This window comes from Variovorax brevis (assembly GCF_030317105.1).
Lineage (GTDB): Bacteria > Pseudomonadota > Gammaproteobacteria > Burkholderiales > Burkholderiaceae_C > Variovorax > Variovorax brevis.
On record NZ_JASZYG010000001.1, the window covers coordinates 660,157 to 674,123 of the forward strand.

General features: G+C 65.4%; 10 protein-coding genes. 7 read left to right on the top strand and 3 right to left on the bottom strand.

Going from position 1 to position 13,967, the window contains the following annotated elements; all coding sequences use genetic code 11:
• Positions 1 to 143: 143 nt before the first annotated feature.
• The 5 genes from QTI66_RS02805 (at position 144) to QTI66_RS02825 (ending at position 3,694) form a co-directional block, all read left to right on the top strand.
• Complete coding sequence (locus QTI66_RS02805) at positions 144 to 1,625, top strand: protein adenylyltransferase SelO (RefSeq protein WP_286557366.1); 1,482 nt, start codon at positions 144 to 146, stop codon at positions 1,623 to 1,625.
• Positions 1,622 to 2,032 (top strand): peptide-methionine (R)-S-oxide reductase MsrB, encoded by a 411-nt coding sequence (msrB, locus tag QTI66_RS02810; protein ID WP_286557367.1) that lies wholly within the window; start codon positions 1,622 to 1,624, stop codon positions 2,030 to 2,032. The genes QTI66_RS02805 and msrB overlap by 4 nt, the downstream gene beginning before the upstream one ends.
• Positions 2,029 to 2,568, top strand: coding sequence for a septation protein A (locus QTI66_RS02815; RefSeq protein WP_286557369.1), 540 nt, complete (start codon positions 2,029 to 2,031; stop codon positions 2,566 to 2,568). Before msrB ends, QTI66_RS02815 begins: the two co-directional genes overlap by 4 nt.
• Entirely contained in the window at positions 2,565 to 2,846 is a 282-nt protein-coding gene (locus tag QTI66_RS02820) for a BolA family protein (RefSeq protein ID WP_286557371.1), read from the top strand. Before QTI66_RS02815 ends, QTI66_RS02820 begins: the two co-directional genes overlap by 4 nt.
• Before the next feature lie 62 nt (positions 2,847 to 2,908).
• On the top strand, positions 2,909 to 3,694 hold the full coding sequence (locus tag QTI66_RS02825) for a peptidylprolyl isomerase (protein WP_286557372.1): 786 nt from the start codon (positions 2,909 to 2,911) through the stop codon (positions 3,692 to 3,694).
• A gap of 132 nt (positions 3,695 to 3,826) precedes the next feature.
• On the opposite strand, the gene ygiD is transcribed toward QTI66_RS02825, so the two are convergent.
• Positions 3,827 to 4,690, bottom strand: coding sequence for a 4,5-DOPA-extradiol-dioxygenase (gene ygiD, locus QTI66_RS02830; protein ID WP_286557373.1), 864 nt, complete (start codon positions 4,688 to 4,690; stop codon positions 3,827 to 3,829).
• 62 nt (positions 4,691 to 4,752) lie between these two features.
• On the bottom strand, positions 4,753 to 8,934 hold the full coding sequence (gene purL / locus QTI66_RS02835; protein ID WP_286557374.1) for a phosphoribosylformylglycinamidine synthase: 4,182 nt from the start codon (positions 8,932 to 8,934) through the stop codon (positions 4,753 to 4,755).
• Between the two features lie 136 nt (positions 8,935 to 9,070).
• Between purL and map the strand changes: the two genes are divergently transcribed.
• Both map and QTI66_RS02845 read left to right on the top strand, forming a co-directional pair.
• Positions 9,071 to 9,883 (top strand): type I methionyl aminopeptidase, encoded by an 813-nt coding sequence (gene map, locus QTI66_RS02840; protein ID WP_286557375.1) that lies wholly within the window; start codon positions 9,071 to 9,073, stop codon positions 9,881 to 9,883.
• Positions 9,884 to 9,928: 45 nt separating this feature from the next.
• Positions 9,929 to 12,520, top strand: a complete 2,592-nt coding sequence (locus QTI66_RS02845) for a [protein-PII] uridylyltransferase (RefSeq protein ID WP_286557376.1) — start codon at positions 9,929 to 9,931, stop codon at positions 12,518 to 12,520.
• Positions 12,521 to 12,562: 42 nt separating this feature from the next.
• Here the strand turns inward: QTI66_RS02845 and oxlT are convergent, their stop codons facing one another.
• Complete coding sequence (oxlT, locus tag QTI66_RS02850; RefSeq protein ID WP_286557377.1) at positions 12,563 to 13,930, bottom strand: oxalate/formate MFS antiporter; 1,368 nt, start codon at positions 13,928 to 13,930, stop codon at positions 12,563 to 12,565.
• Positions 13,931 to 13,967 lie beyond the last annotated feature (37 nt).

Below are 13,967 nucleotides of genomic sequence, written 5' to 3' on the forward strand. Positions count from 1 at the left end.
CCGAGTATTGCGCAGCGCAGCATCGCACCGCTTGGGGGAATGCCCGTAAGCAGGCGTCTCTGAAATTCTTCAACGCGTTCGCGCGGTAAGCCTTTTCAGCCCCGCCCAAGGCGTCTGGAAGCAGTTGCTGGACAATCCGGGGAATGAGCTCATCTTCAGCCGCCGCCGTCGCGGCAGACGCCCCCGTCGCATGGCGCGAGGGGTATTCCGGTCTCGGCCCGGCGTTCTACACCCGCCTGCGGCCCACGCCCCTTCCCGATCCTTACTGGGTGGGTCGATCGCAAAGCGTTGCCGACCTGATCGGGCTGGACGCGCAATGGTTTCGGGGCAACGAGGCCCTGCAGGCGTTCACCGGCAACGAACTGCTGCCCGGTAGCGACCCCTTTGCAACGGTCTATAGCGGCCACCAGTTCGGCGTGTGGGCCGGCCAGTTGGGCGACGGTCGCGCCATCATGCTGGGCGAAACGCAGGGCGGCTTCGAAATCCAGACCAAGGGCAGCGGCCTGACGCCCTACTCCCGCATGGGCGACGGGCGCGCCGTGCTGCGCTCGAGCATCCGCGAGTTTCTTTGCAGCGAGGCGGTGAACGCGCTTGGCATTCCGACCACGCGGGCGCTGTGCGTGACCGGCTCCGACGCCCGCGTTCGCCGGGAAGAGTTGGAAACCGCGGCGGTGGTCACCCGCGTGGCGCCGAGCTTCATCCGCTTCGGGCACTTCGAGCACTTCGCGGCCAACGAGTTCGACAAGGAATTGCGCCAACTGGCCGACTACGTCATCGACCGCTACTACCCCGAATGCCGCAGGACGCAGGAATTTGGCGGCAACGCCTACGCCGCCTTTCTTCAGGCGGTGAGCGAGCGCACGGCGGCACTCATGGCGCAGTGGCAGGCCGTCGGCTTTTGCCACGGCGTGATGAACACCGACAACATGAGCATCCTGGGGCTCACGATCGACTACGGCCCTTTCCAGTTCCTGGACGGTTTCGATCCGCGCCACATCTGCAACCACAGCGACAACTCGGGGCGCTATGCCTACAACCAGCAGCCCAACGTGGCGTACTGGAACCTCTTTTGCCTTGCGCAGGCCCTGCTGCCGCTCATTGGCGACGCTGACGTGGCGCGTGCCGCCCTGGAGTCCTACAAGACGGTGTTCCCCAACGCGTTCGAAGCGCAGATGCGCGCCAAGATGGGTTTGAGCACGGCCGACGCGGGCGACCGGCCATTGGTCGAGCAGTTGCTCAAGTTGCTGGCGGCAGAGAAGGTCGACTGGACCATCTTCTGGCGTCGCCTTTCGCACCACGTGGCCGGCAGCGCGGCAGAACCGGTTCGCGACCTCTTCATGGACCGGCCGGCGGCGGACGAATGGCTGCGGGTTTTTGCAGAACGCCATTCGCAGGAAAATGCGGAAACGGCTGGCGCGCTGATGCTGCGGAGCAATCCGAAATTCGTGCTGCGGAACCACCTGGGCCAGCAAGCCATCGAAAAGGCGGAACAAAAGGACTTCTCCGGCGTCGCAAGCTTGCTCCAGCTTCTGGAGTCCCCATTTGAGGAGCATCCCGGCCACGAGGAGTTCGCCGGATTCCCGCCCGACTGGGCGTCCACCATCGAAATCAGTTGCTCATCATGACCCACCCCATCGAAAAGACCGACGCCGAATGGAAAGCCCTGCTCGCCGAAAAAGGCGCCGAGCGCGGCGCTTTTGAAGTCACGCGCCATGCCGCGACCGAACGCCCGTTCACCGGCAAATACGAGGCGCACTGGGACGATGGCACCTACCACTGCATCTGCTGCGGCGCCAAGCTGTTCGAATCGGCCACCAAGTTCGACGCGGGCTGCGGCTGGCCGAGCTTTTCGCAGGAAGCGGTGCCGGGCGCCATCAAGAACATCGTCGACCGCTCGCACGGCATGGTTCGCACCGAAAATGTGTGCGCGAATTGCGGGGCGCACCTCGGGCACGTATTTCCTGACGGCCCGACTGAAACCGGCCTGCGCTACTGCATGAACTCCGCCTCCCTCGACTTCCAGCCTAAATGAAACTCCTGCTCGATTTTTTCCCGATCCTGCTGTTCTTCGGCGCGTTCAAGCTTTACGACATCTACGTCGCCACGGCCGTGCTGATGGGCGCCACGGCCATCCAGATGGGTTTCATCTACATGACCCATCGGCGCCTGCAGACCATGCAGAAGGCCACGCTCGTGCTCATCCTGCTGTTCGGAACGCTGACGCTGGCCCTGCACGACGAGCGCTTCATCAAGTGGAAGCCGACCGTGCTCTATGCGGCCATGGGCATCGCGCTGGCCGTCTCCTACTGGGCGCTGAAGAAGAACTTCCTGAAGATGCTGCTGGGCCAGCAACTCGACTTGCCTGACCGCATCTGGACGCACCTGAACATCGCGTGGATCGCCTACTGCTTCTTCATGGCAGCCATCAACGGCTGGGTCGCGGCCTACTACTCGACCGAGGCGTGGGTCAACTTCAAGCTTTGGGGCTATGCGTTTCCCATTGCCTTCCTCGTGGCGCAGGGCCTTTACATTGCGCCGCACCTCAAGTCGGACGAGCCCAGCACATGAACGCAGCCACCACCACGTCGCCTCCGACAGCCGCTGCGCTGGAGGCGCGACTGCGCGAAAAGCTGCAGCCCACGGTGCTCGAAGTCATCGACGAAAGCGCGGACCATGCGGGCCATTCGGGGGCCAATGCTGAAGGCTTTGGTACTCATTTCCGGGTGCGGATTTCCTCCCCCCAATTCGCTGGGAAGCCCCGTGTGGCGCGGCATCGGCTTGTGTATGATGCGCTGGACGATTTCATTGCCCGGGGCCTTCACGCCATTGCCATCGAAGCGCTCTGAGGCTTCCCGATCGCAACTCGCCGCCAGGAGCGGCGAATCAACCCACCCTCCTCTTGCTCTCCATGAAAAAACAACTTTTGCAGGCCGTTGCGGCCGCAGCGCTGCTTGGCCTGGTCTCCGTGGCTGCTCAGGCCCAGAACATCGCCATCGTCAACGGACAGCCGGTGCCCAAGTCACGCGTGGACGTGCTGTCCGCGCAGCTGGCAGCCGCCGGCCGCCCGGTCACGCCCGAGATGCAGCCGCAGCTGAAGGAAGAGGTCATTGCGCGCGAAGTCTTCATGCAGGAAGCAAAGAAGCAGGGCCTGGACGCCAGCGACGACTACAAGGCGCAGCTCGAACTGGCCCGCCAGGCCATTCTGATCCGCACGCTCTTCGAGAACTGGCGCAAGACCAACGCGGTGTCTGACGCCGACGTGCAGGCCGAATACGACAAGTTCGTCGCGGCCAACGGCGGCAAGGAATACAAGGCGCGCCACATCCTGGTGGAAAACGAAGACCAGGCCAAGAAGATCATTGCGGACATCAAGAAGGGCGCCAAGTTCGAGGACATCGCCAAGAAGCAGAGCAAGGATCCCGGATCGGGCGCCAACGGCGGCGACCTCGACTGGGCCAACCCGAGTAGCTTCGTGCCCGAGTTCTCGCAGGCCATGATCACGCTCAACAAGGGCGAGATGACGCAGACCCCGGTCAAGTCGCAATTCGGCTGGCACATCATCCGCGTCGACGACATCCGCCAGGCGCAACTGCCGAAGATCGACGAAGTCAAGCCGCAGATCACGCAGCAACTGCAGCAGCAGAAGTTGCAGAAGTACCAGGAAGACCTGCGCGCCAAGGCCAAAGTTGAGTAAGTAGCGCGCCCCCCGGGCCACGCGCTTCGCACCGCCACGCAATCAACCCCCGTGCCATCCGGCCGGGGGTTTTTTTCATTGGGGCGCAGGAACGTGCAGAACCGGGGTGATGCGTTGCAAACGCGCCCCTGCCTAGCCCCAAATGACTGAGCGCATCGAAATCGACGCGGACTGGAAGTTCTCGTTGAAGAAGCGCGGCTGCTCTTTCGCGGCATCGACCGCGCCGGCCGCGTAGAGCAGCGGCAGGTAGTGGTCGTAGGTGGGGTGCGCCTGCGTCGCCACCGCGCCAAGGCGCTGAAAGCCCGACAGCGCCGACAGTTCCCCTTTCCCGATCTGCTGGCCGACGGTCTTGTCGAATTCGATGGCCCAGTCGTAGGCCTGGTTGGGCTGCGCGTCGCGCCGCGTGGCGCGAAGGTTGTGGACGATGTTGCCGCTGCCGACGATCAACACGCCGCGGTCTCGCAAGGTACGCAACTGTTGCCCGACCATGTAGTGCTCGGCCGGCGCGCGGCTGTAGTCCATGCTGAGCTGCATCACGGGGATGTCAGCTTGCGGGAACATGGGCTTGAGCACGGACCAGGTGCCGTGGTCAAGGCCCCACTCGCTCTTGTCCAGTCCCAATGCGGCGCCGCTCACAGGTTGGCGCACGGCTTCGCTGATTTCCTGCGCCGCAAGCGGTGCGCCGGGCGCCGGGTATTGCTGGTCAAACAGCTCCTGCGGAAAGCCGCCGAAGTCGTGGATGGTCTTGGGCTTGTCCATGGCCGTGAGGTACCAACCGCCGCGCGTGAGCCAATGCGCCGAGACGCACAGGATCAACTGCGGCTTGCCATGCTTCGCGCCCATCTCCGCGCCGAGCGCCTGCCAGCTGCGACGCCAGGCGTTGTCGCCGATGGCGTTCATCGGACTGCCGTGGCCCACGAACAGCACCGGCATGCGAGGCGAGCGCTTCAGGCTCTTGAAGGCATCCACCGAAGCAGCAGCGAAAACAGACGACATCGGAAACACTCCCGTAGCCAGCAACGCGCCGCCACCCAGAACGGCGCGCCGGCGATGAATGCTCAGCCGACCCATTTGCGTGCGTTGCGCCAGATCTGCATCCACGGGCTGAACGCACTCTTGTCGCCGCTGGTCCAGCTCAGCTGCACGTTGCGGAACACGCGCTCGGGATGCGGCATCAGCGCGGTGAAACGGCCGTCGGCAGTGGTCACCGAAGTCAATCCACCGGTGCTGCCGTTCGGGTTGAAAGGATAGCGTTCCGTCGGCGCGCCTGCGTTGTCCACGTAGCGCATCGCCGCGATCGCCTTGCTCGCGTCGCCGCGGTGCTTGAAGTTGGCGTAGCCCTCGCCGTGCGCCACCGCGATCGGCATGCGGCTGCCGGCCATGCCGGCGAAAAAGAGGCTGGGCGAATCGAGGACTTCCACCATCGACAGGCGTGCCTCGAAGCGCTCGCTCTGGTTGGTGGTGAAGCGCGGCCAGGCTTCGGCGCCCGGAATGATGTCGGCCAGTTCGGCAAACATCTGGCAGCCGTTGCACACACCGAGGCCGAAGGTGTCGGTGCGGGCGAAGAAGTCCTGGAACTGCGCCGACAGCTTCGGGTTGAAGGTGATGCTGCGGGCCCAGCCGATGCCGGCCCCCAGCGTGTCGCCGTAGCTGAAGCCGCCGCAGGCCACGACGCCCTTGAACTCGGCCAGGTCGGCCCTGCCCGACTGCAGGTCGGTCATGTGGACGTCGTAGGCTTCGAAGCCGGCCTCGGTGAAGGCGTAGGCCATCTCGACGTGGGAGTTGACGCCTTGTTCGCGGAGGATGGCGACTTTGGGGCGGGCGGTCAGCAAGGCGGGCGCGGACGGGGAAGCGCCGATGCCCTCACCCCTGCCCTCTCCCGCTTGCGGGAGAGGGGGTAAGTGCACGTGCATGCCGGGGTCGGCCGCGGCGCCGGCGGCGGCGTGTTCCGAATCGGCGCAATCGGGGTTGTCGCGCTCGCGGCAGATCTTCCAGCTCACCGAATCCCAGACCTGGTGCAGGTCTTCCAGGCTCGCGCTGAAAACCGACTTCGCATCGCGCCACACTTCGACGCGGCCCTTGCCGGCTTCGATGGCCGAGCTGGCCGGGCGTGTCTTGCCGACGAAGTGGCTGTGCGCGCTGAGGCCGTGCGCACGCAGCGTCTGCATCACCTCGTTGCGGTCGGCGGTGCGTACTTGCAGCAGCATGCCGAGTTCTTCGCTGAAGAGCGCCTTGAGCGTGAGTTCTTCGCGTCGCGCGCTGACCTGTCCGGCCCAGTTCTTCGCGTCGCCGTACTCCGCGCGGCTGTCGCTGATGCCATCGCCTTCCGTCACCAGCATGTCGACGTTGAGCGCGACACCGACGTGTCCGGCAAAGGCCATTTCGCAGGCCGCGGCGAACAGCCCGCCGTCGCTGCGGTCGTGCATCGCGAGGATGCGGCCCTGGGCGCGCAGTGCGTTGACGGCATTCACGAGCTGGACGAGGTCCTTCGGGTCGTCCAGATCAGGCACCGCGTCGCCGCTTTGACCCAGCGTTTGCGCCAGGATGCTGCCGGCCATGCGATGCTGGCCGCGGCCGAGATCGACCAGCACCAGCGTGCTGTCTTCTTCCTGCGCGTCGAGTTGCGGCGTGAGGGTGCCGCGCACGTCGTCGATCGACGCGAAGGCGGTCACGATCAGGCTCACTGGCGAGGTCACGCGCCTGGCTTCGTCGCCCTCGCGCCACTGGGTGCGCATCGACAGCGAATCCTTGCCGACGGGAATGGAAATGCCGAGCGCCGGGCACAGTTCGAGCCCGACCGCCTTGACGGTTTCATACAGCGCAGCGTCTTCGCCCGGCTCGCCGCACGCGGCCATCCAGTTGGCCGAGAGCTTGACGCGCGAGAGTTCGATGGGCGCGGCCAGCAGGTTGGTGATGGCCTCGGCCACCGCCATGCGGCCGGAGGCCGGCGCGTCCAGCGCCGCGAGCGGCGTGCGCTCGCCCATGCTCATGGCCTCGCCGGCAAAGCTCTTGTAGTCGGCCAGCGTCACGGCGCAATCGGCCACCGGCACCTGCCACGGGCCGACCATCTGGTCGCGATGACTGAGGCCGCCCACGGTGCGATCGCCGATGGTGACAAGGAAGCGCTTGGAGGCGACCGTGGGGTGCGACAGCACGTCGATGGCGGCTTTTTGCAGCTGGATGCCGGTGAGGTCGAGCGGCTGGAACTGGCGGGCGACGGTCTTGACGTCGCGGTGCATCTTGGGCGGCTTGCCGAGCAGGACGTTCATCGGCATGGCGACCGCAGGGTCTTCGCTCCCTGCCCCTTCTTTGCTCCCTCCCCCTTCTTTGCTCCCTCCCCTTCCGGCGGAGGGTTGGGGTGGGGGCACGGCGGCGCTCGATGGGGAAGCCGTCGTGCCCCCATCCCGGCCTTCCCCCGGAGGGGGAAGGGGCAAGTCCACGTCGCCGACGAGCAGGTCGCGTTCTTCCGTTGCAATGCCGACCACCGAGAACGGGCAGCGCTCGCGCTCACAGAAAGCGGTGAACTGTTCGAGCGACTCCGGCGCAATCGCCAGCACATAGCGCTCCTGGCTCTCGTTGCACCAGATTTCCTTGGGCGCCATGCCGGACTCTTCCAGCGGCACCGATCGCAGGTCGAAGCGGGCGCCGCGGCCGGCGTCGTTGGTCAGTTCCGGGAAGGCGTTCGACAAGCCACCCGCACCCACGTCGTGGATGGCCAGGATGGGATTGGCCGCGCCCTGATGCCAGCAATGGTTGATGACTTCCTGCGCCCGCCGCTCGATTTCCGGGTTGCCGCGCTGCACGGAATCGAAGTCGAGTTCCGCCGCATTGGCGCCCGTGGCCATCGAACTGGCGGCGCTGCCGCCCATGCCGATGCGCATGCCGGGGCCGCCCAGCTGGATGAGCAGCGTGCCCGCCGGAAACTGGATCTTCTTCGTCTGCGTCGCGTCGATCTGGCCGAGACCGCCGGCGATCATGATGGGCTTGTGATAGCCGCGTTGCACCGTGTCCACGTCGCTGGCGATGGCCTGCTCGTATTCGCGGAAGTAGCCCAGCAGGTTCGGCCGGCCGAATTCGTTGTTGAACGCGGCGCCGCCCAGCGGGCCCTCCGTCATGATTTGCAACGGGCTGGCGATGTGCTCCGGCTTGCCGTAGGCGCCCTCGCCCGGCCAGAGCTTCGAGACGGTGAAGCCCGTCAGCCCGGCCTTGGGCTTGGAGCCGCGGCCGGTGGCGCCTTCGTCCCGGATCTCGCCGCCCGCGCCGGTCGATGCGCCGGGAAAAGGCGAAATGGCAGTCGGGTGGTTGTGCGTCTCCACCTTCATCAGCACATGGTGCAGCGCGCTTTCCTTCTGGTAGCTGGGGGCGTGCGCGCCGGCTTGCGCGCGGGCGGTGAAGCGCTCGATTTCGTGCCCTTCCATGATCGACGCGTTGTCGGCGTACGCCACCACCGTGTGCTGCGGGTTCGTGCGCTCGGTGTGGCGGATCATCGAGAACAGGCTTTGCGGCTGCGCCGCGCCGTCGATGGTGAAGTCGGCGTTGAAGATCTTGTGGCGGCAATGTTCGCTGTTGGCCTGCGCGAACATCATCAGCTCCACGTCCGTCGGGTTACGGCCCAAGCGCGTGAAGGCATCGACCAGGTAGTCGATTTCGTCATCCGCCAGCGCCAGGCCGAACTGGGTGTTCGCGGCCTCAAGGGCCGCCCGGCCGCCCGTTGCCACGTCGACGTGCGCCATGGGCGTGGCGGGCAGTTCGGCGAACAGCGCCGCCGCCGCGTCCACCGACGGCAGCACTGATTCGGTCATCCGGTCGTGCAGCACAGCGGCCACGGCGATCAATTGGTCGGCCGACAGCGCCGGCGCCTTGCCGAACAGGGGCGACTTCAGCGAAACATGGAACTCGGTGACCCGCTCGATGCGCCGCACCGCCAAGCCGCAGTTGTGGGCGATGTCCGTGGCTTTCGAGGCCCACGGCGATACCGTTCCCAGACGCGGTGCCGCGACCAGGGTCTGGCTCGCGCCGGACGCCTCGAAAGGCTCGCCGTAGGTCAGCAGGGCCTGGAATTGCGCCTGCTGCGCGTCGTCGGGCGCCAGGTCGGTGGCGACCAGATGCACGAAGCGGGCGCCGAGCCCGTCGATCTTCGGCTCGATGGCCTGCAGGCGGGGCAGCAACTGGCGGGCGCGGAAGTCGCTCAGGGCGCTGGCGCCGGCAAAGCGCGTTACGGTGGGGGCGGTGTGGGGCAAGGGCAGCGTCACTGTCGAAGGGGCCGGGTGGCCGCGGGTTGAGTGGGGCAAAACCGAAAGTGGATGCGGCAGGCCGCTGACTGGGGCCTTCCGCGCAAGCCCGGAATTTTAACGGGCCGGGTGGGATAATTCCCGGATGAGCATTACCTACAAAGACGCCGAAGGCGTGGCCGGCATGCGCGTGGCGTGCCGCCTCGCGTCCGAAGTGCTGGACTACCTCACACCGCACGTGAAGCCTGGCGTCACCACCAACGATCTCGACAAACTCGCCCACGACTACATCACGCAGGTCCAGGGCGCCATTCCAGCGCCGCTCAACTACATGGGCGCCAGCAGCGTGCCCTACCCCAAGTCGATCTGCACCTCGGTCAACCACGTGGTGTGCCACGGCATTCCGAACGACAAGGCGCTGAAAAAGGGCGACATCGTCAACCTCGACATCACCGTCATCAAGGACGGCTGGCACGGCGACACCAGCCGCATGTTCGTGGTGGGCGACGGCTCCATCGCGGCCAAGCGCCTGTGCGCCTTCACGTACGACGCCATGTGGCACGGCATCACGAAGGTCAAGCCCGGCGCGCGCCTGGGCGATGTGGGCTTTGCCATCCAGCGCTTTGCCGAAAGCAACGGCTTTTCGGTGGTGCGCGAGTTCTGCGGCCACGGCATCGGCCGGGGCTTCCATGAAGAGCCTCAGGTGCTCCACTACGGCAAGCCCGGCACGCTGGACGAACTCAAGCCGGGCATGACCTTCACCATCGAGCCGATGATCAACGCCGGCAAGCGCGACATCAAGGAATTCGGCAACGACGGCTGGACCATCGTCACGCGCGACCACTCGCTGTCGGCGCAATGGGAGCACACGGTGCTGGTCACCGAGACGGGCTACGAAGTCCTCACGCTTTCGGCTGGCAGCCCGCCTCCGCCGGACTTCGTGACCGCATCCGCCTGACGCCGCGTGAGCGCGCGCCCGGCCACCAGGACGTGGACAGCAGGCATGGTCGACATCCCCATGTTGCGTGACGCCTATCGGGCGCACAAGCTGTCTGTATTCGACTCGCTGCGCAGCGCCCACGCGCCGGCGCGCGGCGTGCACGCTGTGCTCAAGCAGCTTTCGTCGCTGGCCGACGAAGCGCTGCGGGCGCTGTGGGAAGCCGCCGACTTCGGCAACCAGTTCGCGCTGGTGGCCGTCGGTGGCTTTGGCCGCGGCGAGCTGTTTCCCTATTCCGACGTCGACGTGCTGCTCCTGCTGCCCGAAGGCGAGGCCGGCGATGCCGTCGAGCCGGAAAGGCTCGAAGCCTTCATCGGCAAATGCTGGGATGCGGGGCTGGAAATCGGCTCCAGCGTGCGCACCATCACCGAATGCCTGGCCGAAGCCGCCAAGGACGTGACGGTGCAGACCTCGCTGCTCGAATCGCGGCTGGTCGCGGGCGACAAGAAGCTCTACGCGACCTTCCGCAAGCACTTTCTCCTCTCCGTCGACGCCAACGACTTCTTCGCCGCCAAGACGCAGGAAATGCGCCACCGGCACCAGAAGTTCGACGACACGCCCTACGCGCTCGAACCCAACTGCAAGGAATCGCCCGGCGGCCTGCGCGACCTGCAGATGATCCTGTGGGTCACCAAGGCGGCGGGCTACGGCCAACGCTGGGATGAGCTCGCAAAGAACGGCCTGGCCACCGCCTTCGAGATCCAGCAGATCAAGCGCAACGAAGCGCTGCTGAGCCTCATCCGCGCAAGGCTGCACGTGATCGCCAACCGGCGCGAAGACCGTCTGGTGTTCGACCTGCAGACCGCCGTGGCCGCGACCTTCGGCTACGAAGGCGAATCGCAGCGCAAGGCCAGCGAGGCGCTGATGCGCCGCTACTACTGGGCCGCCAAGGCCGTCACGCAGCTCAACGAGATCCTGCTGCTGAACATCTCGGAGCGCCTGCAGCCGCAGGCCAACGTGCCCACGCGCATCAACGACCGCTTCTTCGACAAGGGCGGCACGCTCGAGGTGGCCAGCGACGACCTGTACCTGCGCGAGCCGCACGCCATCCTCGAGACCTTCCTGCTCTTCGAGAAGACCGTCGGCGTCAAGGGCCTGTCGGCACGCACGCTGCGCGCGCTCTACAACGCGCGCCACGTGATGGACAGCAAGTTCCGCAACGACCCGGTCAATCACGAGACCTTCATGAAGATCCTTCAGCAGCCGCGCGGCATCACGCACGCGTTCCGGCTGATGAACCAGACTTCGGTGCTGGGCCGTTACCTGCGCGTGTTCCGCAGCATCGTGGGCCAGATGCAGCATGACCTGTTCCACGTCTACACGGTCGACCAGCACATCTTGATGGTGCTGCGCAACGTGCGGCGCTTTTTCATCGTCGAGCATGCGCACGAATACCCCTTCTGCTCGCAACTGGCGGGCGGGTGGGACAAGCCGTGGCTGCTGTATGTGGCCGCGCTCTTCCATGACATCGCCAAAGGCCGCGGCGGCGACCATTCGCTGCTGGGCGCGCGCGACGTGCGGCGCTTCTGCAAGCAGCACGGCATCGACCGCGAAGACTCCAGGCTCATCGAATTCCTGGTCAGCGCGCATCTGGTGATGAGCCAGATCGCGCAGAAGCAGGACCTGAGCGACCCCGAAGTCATCGGCGCCTTTGCCAAGCGCGTGGGCAACGAGCGCTACCTCACCGCGCTCTACCTGCTCACCGTGGCGGACATCCGCGGCACCTCGCCGCGCGTGTGGAATGCATGGAAGGGCAAGCTGCTCGAAGACCTGTACCGTTCGACCCTGCGAGCCCTGGGCGGACGCATGCCCGACGCCGGTGCCGAGATCGAGGCGCGCAAGCGCGAAGCCCTGGTGCAACTCGCGCCGCACGCCCTGCCCTTCGAGGCGCACAAGTCGCTGTGGGACACGCTGGACGTGGGTTACTTCATGCGCCACGACGCGGCGGAAATCGCATGGCACGCGCGCCAGCTTTCGCGCCACGTGCCGCTCAAGGGCGTGCCGATCGATCCGCACGCGCCGGCCATCGTTCGCGCGCGCCTGTCACCCATCGGTGAAGGCTTGCAGGTGCTGGTCTACACGCCGGACCTGCCCGACCTGTTTGCGCGCATCTGCGGCTATTTCGACCAGGCGTCCTTCAGCATCCTGGATGCCAAGGTGCACACCGCCACCAACGGCTATGCGCTCGACACCTTCCAGGTTGTCACCACCTTCCTGCCGGAGCACTACCGCGAACTCATCAGCATGGTCGAAACCGACCTGACGCATGCGCTGAGCAAGACGGGCGAGCTGCCGGCGCCCGGCCGCGGCCGTGTGTCACGACGCGTCAAGAGCTTCCCCATCAAGACCCGCGTGACGCTGGTGCCTGACGAGAAAGCGCAACGCTGGCTGCTCAACATCTCTGCCAGCGATCGCGTGGGCTTGCTGTATTCAGTGGCTCGCGTGCTGGCCAAGCACCATCTGAACCTTCAACTGGCCAAGGTCACGACCCTTGGCGAGCGCGTGGAGGATACCTTCCTGATCAGCGGCTCCGAACTGCAGCACCATCGCGCGCAGATGGACATCGAAACGGAGCTGGTCGAGGTGCTGTCGATCTGAACGATTGCAGCGCCTCTTCCTTCTTCAAACCGGCATCAAACTTCAATGGGCAGGCACGGCGTCTGACCGCGCCGCCATTTCGGCCTGTGCTGTTGGCGTGACGGGCACCGTGTCGTTCGCCTTCAAGATGTGCGCGCGACGCATCGGCCGCAACACGAACCACGCCATCATTGCCGCCAAGGCATTCATCACGCTGGCCGCGATGAACACCGCATGCCAGCTACCCGTTGCAGTGGCCAACACGCTTGACAGCGGCACCAGCAGCGAAGCCGTTCCCTTGGCGGTGTAGAGCAGGCCGGCATTGGCGGCTGCGTACTTCGAACCGAAGGTGTCGGCACAGGTCGACGGAAACAGGCTGTAGATCTCGCCCCATGCAAAGAACACCAGGCCCGTGAGAATCACGAAGGCCACCGGGTTCTGGCCGTAGTGGTAGAGCGCCAGGATGCCGACCGCCTCCAGCGCGAAGGCCACGAACATCGTCGGCTCGCGACCGATCTTGTCGGACACCCAGCCGAAGAAGGGGCGCGTGACGCCGTTGAGCACGCGGTCGATGGCGAGCGCAAATGTCAGCGCCGGCAATGTCAGGCCCATGATGCTCACGGGCACGTCGCCGATGTGGAAGTCCTTGGCAATCGGGCCGAGCTGCGCCGTCGCCATCAGGCCGCCGGCCGCGACGACCACGAACATGAAGTACATCACCCAGAACACTGGCGAGCGCATCACTTCCACGGGCTTGAAGTCGCGGCGCGATTGCATCACGGCCCGCTCCTGCGAAGGCGTCTGCGCCTTCTGCTTGAGTGCCGAGCTGATCACGTGACGCGGGTCGGTCAGCATCAGCGAGATGATGAACACGACCAGCCCCTGACCGATGCCGAAGTAAAGAAAGGCAGACTCGTAGCCGCTCGTCTTGATCATCGCGGAGATCGGAAGGATGGTGAGCGCCGAACCCGCACCGAAGCCCGCCGCCGTCAGGCCCGCCGCGAGTCCGCGACGGTCCGGGAACCACTTGAGCGCGTTGCCCACGCAGGTGCCATACACGGCGCCTGCACCCACGCCACTGATGGCCGCCGCGACGTAAAGCAAGGCCAGTGAATCCGCATGGGAATTCAGCACCCAGCCCAGCCCGCACAGGATGCCGCCGCCCATGACCACGGGACGCGGTCCGAAGCGATCGACCAGGTAACCTTCAATCGGCACGAGCCAGGTTTCCGTCAACACGAAGATGGTGAAAGCCACTTGAATGGCAGCGCGCGACCAGCCGTGCTTGTCGGCGATCGGATTCACGAAAAGCGTCCATCCGTATTGGAGGTTCGCAATCATTGCCATGCACACAATGCCCATGAGCAATTGCATCCACCGGTACGACGCAGGCCGCGTGGCCATGCTCCTCAACGCACTGTCATTCGCCATGTTGTCTCCTGAAATATTTGACGATTGGTCCCTGTGC

Bases quoted from the DNA above. Each gene is read 5' to 3' on its own strand.
- QTI66_RS02805 (WP_286557366.1), top strand. From the start codon at position 144: ATGAGCTCATCTTCAGCCGCCGCCGTCGCGGCAGACGCCCCCGTCGCA.
- msrB (WP_286557367.1), top strand. From the start codon at position 1,622: ATGACCCACCCCATCGAAAAGACCGACGCCGAATGGAAAGCCCTGCTC.
- QTI66_RS02815 (WP_286557369.1), top strand. From the start codon at position 2,029: ATGAAACTCCTGCTCGATTTTTTCCCGATCCTGCTGTTCTTCGGCGCG.
- QTI66_RS02820 (WP_286557371.1), top strand. From the start codon at position 2,565: ATGAACGCAGCCACCACCACGTCGCCTCCGACAGCCGCTGCGCTGGAG.
- QTI66_RS02825 (WP_286557372.1), top strand. From the start codon at position 2,909: ATGAAAAAACAACTTTTGCAGGCCGTTGCGGCCGCAGCGCTGCTTGGC.
- ygiD (WP_286557373.1), bottom strand. From the start codon at position 4,690: ATGTCGTCTGTTTTCGCTGCTGCTTCGGTGGATGCCTTCAAGAGCCTG.
- map (WP_286557375.1), top strand. From the start codon at position 9,071: ATGAGCATTACCTACAAAGACGCCGAAGGCGTGGCCGGCATGCGCGTG.
- QTI66_RS02845 (WP_286557376.1), top strand. From the start codon at position 9,929: ATGGTCGACATCCCCATGTTGCGTGACGCCTATCGGGCGCACAAGCTG.
- oxlT (WP_286557377.1), bottom strand. From the start codon at position 13,930: ATGGCGAATGACAGTGCGTTGAGGAGCATGGCCACGCGGCCTGCGTCG.